The following is a 7,010-nucleotide window of genomic DNA, read 5'->3' on the forward strand; positions in this document are numbered from 1 at the left end:
CCTACTTCTACCTACCCTATAAACTCTCGAAAGTGGGGGGAGAGTGAAAAACTACCATTGGATGTCTGTGGATATGTTTCAGCAATCTTTTGGTAGACTTTTCGCAGAGTATCAAAGAAATTGGCTTTTGAATGAGCTTAAGGAGCTTGGACATTCAAAAGGGAATAAGAACGTTACATTTTTATCAGAGCAAGAGTTTAGAAAACAACATGGAGAACCACCTTGGGATTTTTTAAATAATGTTTTTGAAGCAGCAAATTTAGATTTCCGTATCAATAAACCACATGAATATGAAGATCGCCTTTATGAACCAATTCTTACAGACAAATTAAGAGGAAACATTGTCAAATTTGCGGATCTCTCCTCTGGAGAAAAGATTTTAATGTCATTTGCACTATGTTTATACTATGCGGAAGACCGTCGTCAGCTTGTAGATTATCCAAAAATTCTGCTTTTTGATGAAATTGATGCTCCATTACATCCTTCTATGACTCAATCTCTTTTAAATACAATACAAGATGTACTCATAAATCATCATAAAATTAAAGTAATATTCACAACACACTCACCATCAACAGTAGCTTTAGCTCCAGAAGATTCAATATATGTCATGAACAAAACTGGAGAAAATCGTTTACAAAAAACGACAAAAGATAACGCGCTTGCTATTCTAACTTCTGGTGTTCCTACCTTAAGTATAGATTACGAAAATCGTCGTCAGGTATTTGTTGAAAGCCAATATGATGTTGAATTTTATGAAAAGATTTATAAGAAATTAAAAAGCTATTTAATACCAGGAATTTCACTCGACTTTATTTCATCTGGAGTAAGAAGTAATGATAACGCAAACTGTGATCAAGTGAAAAAAGTTGTAACTCAGCTATATAATAAGGGCGGTAATAAAACTGTTTATGGAATTATTGATTGGGATTTGGAGAATAATGAGAGCGAGCGTGTGAAAGTTCTCGGTGAAGGAAATCGTTACAGCATTGAAAATTATATTCTCGATCCAATTTTATTAGCAGCTTTCTTAGTTAAAGATAAGTTAATCGAACGCTCGGATATAGGTTTAAATGAGGATGAGACATATATTGACATTGTTAACTTCGATAATATTCGGCTTCAAAAAGTAGCTGATTTTATAGTAGATAAAATTAGAGAAAATTTGCCACCTCAAAATGAAGAGACAATTCAGCAATGTGAATATATTAGTGGACAATCAATTAATTTGCCAGAATGGTTTCTTAAGATTCAAGGACATGAATTAGAAAATAAGCTAAAAACTATTTTCCCAGGACTCAAGCGATTTCACCAAGAACCTAAACTTAAAGAAGAAATTTTAAAGACTGTAGCTGATGATATGCCACGGCTGCTTTCTAAAGATTTTATACCATTATTTCAGAAAATTCAGAATTTGAATATCTATTGACTTTATGTACCAAAAAAGGTACAATATAGTATAACATCAAATCTAACGTATGTAGTTGTTAGATAAAAGTATGCAAAATACTAATGCCTACTTCTACATTTAATTAGGTTTGATGTATGACAGATAAAAGAGTTCCGGCTGAATTTTATAGAAACGAAAATGGCACTGAACCAGTTCGTGATTGGTTAAAAAGTTTATCTAAAGAGGAAAGATTTTTGATTGGTGCTGATATCAAAACAGTTGAATTTGGTTGGCCAATTGGAATGCCAACCTGTCGGCCAATGGGTGATGGATTATTTGAAGTCAGAACAAACTTACCACAAAATAAAATTGCTCGTGTGTTATTTTGTTTCTATGCAGGTAAAATGATATTGCTGCATGGCTTCATTAAGAAAAGTCAAAAAACCCCAAAACAACAATTGGATTTAGCCTTGGAACGCAAACACACATTGGAGGCGTAAATATGACAGAAAATCCTTATATTGGTTCTTCTCTTGATGCGCTTTTAGAAGAAGATGGAACATTAGACGAAATCAATTTAATAGCTATTAAAAGAGTTATTGCTTGGCAGATTCAAACAGCAATGGCTGAGAAAAATATTACTAAAACAGCAATGGCTGAGAAGATGAAAACAAGCAGATCATCTGTTGATAGACTTTTATCTCCTGATAATCATTCTGTTACCTTAGAGACGATTGATAAAGCTGCTAGAGTTGTTGGTAAAAAAATTCGTTTTGAATTGGTAGATGCTGTTTAAAGTAGAAAAAATCAAACTCATGGCTGATTATGAATGTTACCCATTATGGTGGGTAAATTCTGATCAAGCTGGAGATATTGACCCAGAAACATTACCACTGAGTCAAGAAACTATTACCCGTTTGGAAAAATGGGCAGATATTTATGATGCAAAATTGAACTGGGAAGATCCTAATTCATCAGGTTTTCCAAGTTTAGAGGCTAAAGCAGCTTTTGAAAAAGAAGGTATTAGTTTGTGGAAGCAACTACAAAAAGAACTTACACCTAATTATGAAGTTTTCTATTTCAGTGAAACTTTATGTAAAGTTGTTACTGACATGAATGAATTAGACTCTTTGCGTGTTATCTATGCTTCACTGATAGTCAACGAAAAAAATAAATCATGACAACAGCTACCTTATTCCAATGGGTAGAACTAAAACAAGATGTTCCTAATACCCCTATAAAAGTTAGTCATAAGGGGGTTGTTTTGTACTGGATAACTCCAAAAATACGTGCGGAATGTAGGATACATGGTTCGTGAAATGCTTGAAGAAGCAAGAAGATGTTAATACAGTTTGTTTTACCCTCACAGACACTAAAAAGTGGGGTTTAATACTTAAAACCCCACTAATCTCCGAACTATTCAGCAATATTCAGCACAATAGTTTAGTGCATTTCGTCGTATTCTGCCGTTTCAACTCTTCTAGATTCCATGCGAGAAGATGGTAAAAACTCAGCGCGACGCACAGGATTTAAGGATGGTGTTGATCCATTGTAGGGATGAATCACCTGAACAGTCCGAGTAGGACGCTGTTTGGGTGCAAATAAAGATAGGACACCAGCGACAACAACACCACCACCAATCGTTAAGGTAGCACCACCCACAGCCCAAAGCATAGGTGAAGACCACCAATTATTTTGCTCAGGTTGTTGTAAAGTGGCCATTTTTTGTTGATTAGCTTGTTGTGCTAATTGCCACTCTCGTTGCGTAAAACTTTGAGCCTGTACCTGGAATTGTTGATTTTGTAACTTTAGTTGTTCATTGTCGCTTTTCAACTTCTCTATTTGCATATTCATTTTCAGCCTTTCCATTTCTAGACGCTGATCAGAATTAGGAGCAGTTGGGGGCTGATTAGAATAGACAGGTTGCCCGTAATTGGGGGGATACTGCATTACCTGGGGTGCCATGACTGTCCCCGGCATTTGTGGACTAACAGCAAAATTCGATTGTATTGGGGTATTTGTTCCTTTTAGCAAAACTAAAGCCGCTAACCCAGCTACCGCGACTCCGCCAATAAATGCCATACTTTCGCTCATTGCTGTTACCCCTCGAATACTAATGAACAGTAACTCAGTTGTGACTGACGCACTCTCACACACATAATTTTTTGCCTACTTTGATAGTATATTAAGTTAAGAGTCAAGATAAACCAGTGTATCAGTTAGTTTTTTGTCTATCCTAAGATATGCTGTTATTATTTAAGACGATCGCCGTCAAATTGTCCACTAAAAGATAACAAAAAAATACACTGTTTGGCAATTGCTCTGTTTAGTTAAGAGGGATTTTTGATGGCTGTCTTGAGACTTTGGCAAAATTGAGCGATCGCATCTAATCCCTGCTCTGGTGTTCCTTCTGCCAGTCGTTTCACCATAGCACTACCGACAATTGCTGCATCTGCCCCCCATGCTTTCACTTGTCGCGCTTGCTCAGGCTCAGAAATCCCAAACCCCACACCGATAGGTTTATCAGTAACATTACGAATTTGTTGCAGCAAATCACCAACCCGCGTTTGCATTTGGGTTCGCATTCCCGTAACACCAGTAACACTGACCAAATAAATAAATCCTTGAGACGCACGAGCGATCGCTTCAATTCTTTCAGGAGAACTCGTAGGAGCTACCAATAAGGTTAAATCTATTTCCATCTCCGCCGCTGGTTTAATTAGCCCTGCTGACTCTTCCAAAGGCAAATCAGGCACAACTAAACCCGCTACCCCAGCATCCTGAATTTGTCCCAAAAACTTATCAATCCCTCGATGTAAAATCGGATTGTAATAGGTAAATAAAATAATAGGCGATCGCAAACTCGGACTAATCCCCTTGAGCATCTCCAATACATGCTCTAAAGTCGTTCCCCTCTCCAAAGCCCGAGTCGCCGCAGCCTGAATCACCGGCCCATCAGCCAAAGGATCAGAATAGGGTACACCCAACTCAATCATATCCGCCCCAGAATTATCCAGAACCTGCAAAGCCCTAGCAGTAGTTTCTAAATCCGGATCACCAGCCGTAATAAAAGGAATCAACGCGCACTCTTGATTCCGTCTTAAATTTTCAAAGCAACGAGAAATAGCAGTCATTTCGCCTAGTCAGTAGTCAGTGGTCAGTAGTCAGTAGTCACAATCAACAACTGACAACTGAACAATCATAACCCTAAACCTGAGATTCTTTCTCCTCTTCCATCTTCGCTTGCAGTTTAGCTAACTCTTCAGGAGAGAGTTCATCAAGCCGCTTTTGCAAAAAAGCCGTTTCATAAGCTTCCCGCTGTTGATGGTAGGTCATTTTATTCCCTATCGCTCGAAAAATATAGGTACATAACCAGCCAATTAAGCCAGCCATCAAGAAAACCTGACTCCAGATACCAGCATTCTGACTATCTAAACCCACAACTTGCAAACCCACATAAGCCAAGCCACCAGCCACAAAAACGCCGAAGCCAATACCAATCGCGTCAATACGTCGCATGAGAATTATGACCTACCATTAAATTTAAGCAATTTTTCGAGGACGGGGGTTCAAATTCACAAACGGGGAGAGAACTAGCAACCCCGGAAAGAAAAAGAACACCAAAAAGTACATAAACACCCGTTCCACAGAACCACAGGTATACCATCTTAAACTCAAGTAGAAAAAGACAGCAATGGGTATTACCAGCAAATAAGCGCCAGCTAAACTCAGATACAGTAGTGCTACAACCATATTTCTTACCGCAATTTGAACTATATTTGGTGCATTCACCTCTTATGATATGCCCAATGGCTGGTTTGAGGAAATCGGTAATTCTGTTATTTTCCATCTTCCCCAAAACCTATTGCCCAAAAATCGAAACTTATGATATCATCGTCATCAGCCATTAAGCGTGAACTAAGTGGCCAGTTTAATATTTTGTTTCAGGGCTAAATATCAAATATTAGCGTTAGCAAATAAAATTTTAAAATCTACTTGCCAAAAAAAAGCAATTAGTGGTATAACAGACAAGCGGGTGAATACTGCCTCAAAAACAGTAAATAACCTTACGGGAGTGTGGCGGAATGGTAGACGCTACGGACTTAAAGGAATTGAGCCTTGATCGAGAAATCTTTCAAGTGGCAGCTCTCAAACTCAGGGAAACCTAAATCTATTTATAGATATGGCAATCCTGAGCCAAGCCCAGAAGAATTTTCAACTGGGAAGGTGCAGAGACTCGACGGGAGCTACCCTAACGTCAAGCCGAGGGTAAAGGGAGAGTCCAATTCTCAAAACTTATGATTGCCTGAGTAACTAAGTAGTAGTGAAAACTACAAGAGAATGAAAATCCGTTGACCGTAAAAGGTCGTGGGGGTTCGAGCCCCCCCACTCCCATCCAAAAACCAACTAGAAATGTGCTAAAACCCTAGTGCAAACCTGCGATACCATTAATTAAACATTAAAGTTTAGTTTACGAGTGATGTTGTGTACTAGTTGGTTTTGAAAACTAGCATGACTGATAATAATTTACCCTCAAATCCGAACAACCAAGATATTCTTCAACTCGCATCTGAAGAAATTGATTTTCAGTGTGAACAAGACAAGATTTATAGCTTTTTACTGGAGACTATTCAAAAAGAAACTCCAGAAAAAGCGTTACTAGAATTCCGAAATTTATTTATAGAGAGCTTAAGAATTGTCGAAACAGATGATAATGATCATTCGTCTGGAGTGTACACAATCTTTACTGACCAACAAGAAGCACAATTTCATCATACAATCAAACGATGTTGCTATATTTTAGTTAATAACTGGGAAACCTTGAAACAACATAAATATACTCAAGATTTGTTGTTGATATTTGAGAACTATAAAATAGAAAACCAGGTATTTATTTCTCCATTCATTCATCCTTATAGTGAATGGTTAGATAATTTTATTAATAGCCAAAATTATGATGATTTAAAAATATTTGCGAATAGACACCAAAGCGAAAATAAAAGTAATTGGGTTTGTAGATATAGTCATTTTTTATTCTTAGCTCAATTTTATGACAAAAATAATCCGCAAGAACAAAGAAATATTGCCAGAAATATAGCTCAACAAATGAGACATAAGTTTAAGTTTGATTTAGTTATGTATCTTGCTCACTCTCATTCTTCTGATAGTTATTTTATTAATAAATACAAAAATCCCAGTATTTTGGGAGAGCAAATTTTGAGGTTGATCCAAATTATTGCTAGTAAAAAAGGTTCATTAAGCTATAAAAATATAGCTAACATATTTATTGAACAAACGCAGCAACAAACATTGGCAGATTATAAAAAAAGTCTGCAAAAATATCTCTTTTTTTCTATTGTAAATATTCCAGAAATTATGCAATCTGTTCAAGAACATTTGCAAGATAAGCTCTCCGTTTGGAAGATTGAGAATGATACAGAAATAATTAATAAGGGTTTAGTATTGAGACTATCTAATCGTTTAATTGATATTTTAACCACAGAAAATGGAAAAGAACCTACATTATTATTTCAATTATTAGTATCTCAAAGTCATTCTTTGATACAGGGCTATTTCATTCTAAATAATTGCTTGAGTGTGCTAAGACCAAAACCAGCGA

9 protein-coding genes are annotated in these 7,010 nt (G+C 36.7%); 5 read left to right on the plus strand and 4 right to left on the minus strand.

Annotation, left to right across the window (positions count from 1 at the left end):
• Positions 1 to 43 precede the first annotated feature (43 nt).
• The 4 genes from FJR05_RS04385 (at position 44) to FJR05_RS04400 (ending at position 2,571) form a co-directional block, all read left to right on the plus strand.
• Complete coding sequence (locus FJR05_RS04385; protein ID WP_371416796.1) at positions 44 to 1,429, plus strand: AAA family ATPase; 1,386 nt, start codon at positions 44 to 46, stop codon at positions 1,427 to 1,429.
• A 116-nt stretch (positions 1,430 to 1,545) separates the two neighbouring features.
• On the plus strand, positions 1,546 to 1,890 hold the full coding sequence (locus FJR05_RS04390) for a type II toxin-antitoxin system RelE/ParE family toxin (RefSeq protein ID WP_168642978.1): 345 nt from the start codon (positions 1,546 to 1,548) through the stop codon (positions 1,888 to 1,890).
• 2 nt (positions 1,891 to 1,892) lie between these two features.
• On the plus strand, positions 1,893 to 2,186 hold the full coding sequence (locus FJR05_RS04395; RefSeq protein ID WP_168642979.1) for a helix-turn-helix transcriptional regulator: 294 nt from the start codon (positions 1,893 to 1,895) through the stop codon (positions 2,184 to 2,186).
• Positions 2,176 to 2,571, plus strand: coding sequence for a hypothetical protein (locus FJR05_RS04400; protein WP_168642980.1), 396 nt, complete (start codon positions 2,176 to 2,178; stop codon positions 2,569 to 2,571). The genes FJR05_RS04395 and FJR05_RS04400 overlap by 11 nt, the downstream gene beginning before the upstream one ends.
• Positions 2,572 to 2,833: 262 nt before the next feature.
• Here the strand turns inward: FJR05_RS04400 and FJR05_RS04410 are convergent, their stop codons facing one another.
• The 4 genes from FJR05_RS04410 to ndhL form a co-directional block, all read right to left on the minus strand.
• A complete protein-coding gene (locus FJR05_RS04410) occupies positions 2,834 to 3,484 on the minus strand; it encodes a heterocyst differentiation related protein (RefSeq protein WP_168642981.1) in 651 nt (216 codons plus the stop codon).
• A gap of 236 nt (positions 3,485 to 3,720) precedes the next feature.
• Entirely contained in the window at positions 3,721 to 4,524 is an 804-nt protein-coding gene (gene trpA / locus FJR05_RS04415) for a tryptophan synthase subunit alpha (RefSeq protein ID WP_168642982.1), read from the minus strand.
• 73 nt (positions 4,525 to 4,597) lie between these two features.
• A complete protein-coding gene (locus tag FJR05_RS04420) occupies positions 4,598 to 4,909 on the minus strand; it encodes a DUF3007 family protein (protein WP_168642983.1) in 312 nt (103 codons plus the stop codon).
• Positions 4,910 to 4,933: 24 nt separating this feature from the next.
• On the minus strand, positions 4,934 to 5,143 hold the full coding sequence (gene ndhL, locus FJR05_RS04425; protein WP_080683924.1) for an NAD(P)H-quinone oxidoreductase subunit L: 210 nt from the start codon (positions 5,141 to 5,143) through the stop codon (positions 4,934 to 4,936).
• 759 nt (positions 5,144 to 5,902) lie between these two features.
• Between ndhL and FJR05_RS04430 the strand changes: the two genes are divergently transcribed.
• Positions 5,903 to 7,010 (plus strand): hypothetical protein (locus tag FJR05_RS04430; RefSeq protein ID WP_168642984.1); only part of this gene is annotated, 1,108 nt, incomplete at its 3' end.

Origin of the sequence: Dolichospermum sp. UHCC 0259 (assembly GCF_009711935.1) — a bacterium.
GTDB lineage: Bacteria > Cyanobacteriota > Cyanobacteriia > Cyanobacteriales > Nostocaceae > Dolichospermum.

Excerpts from the sequence above, each read along its gene's own strand:
- FJR05_RS04390 (WP_168642978.1), top strand. The coding sequence starts at position 1,546 with ATGACAGATAAAAGAGTTCCGGCTGAATTTTATAGAAACGAAAATGGC.
- FJR05_RS04395 (WP_168642979.1), top strand. The coding sequence starts at position 1,893 with ATGACAGAAAATCCTTATATTGGTTCTTCTCTTGATGCGCTTTTAGAA.
- FJR05_RS04400 (WP_168642980.1), top strand. The coding sequence starts at position 2,176 with ATGCTGTTTAAAGTAGAAAAAATCAAACTCATGGCTGATTATGAATGT.
- FJR05_RS04410 (WP_168642981.1), bottom strand. The coding sequence starts at position 3,484 with ATGAGCGAAAGTATGGCATTTATTGGCGGAGTCGCGGTAGCTGGGTTA.
- trpA (WP_168642982.1), bottom strand. The coding sequence starts at position 4,524 with ATGACTGCTATTTCTCGTTGCTTTGAAAATTTAAGACGGAATCAAGAG.
- FJR05_RS04420 (WP_168642983.1), bottom strand. The coding sequence starts at position 4,909 with ATGCGACGTATTGACGCGATTGGTATTGGCTTCGGCGTTTTTGTGGCT.
- ndhL (WP_080683924.1), bottom strand. The coding sequence starts at position 5,143 with ATGGTTGTAGCACTACTGTATCTGAGTTTAGCTGGCGCTTATTTGCTG.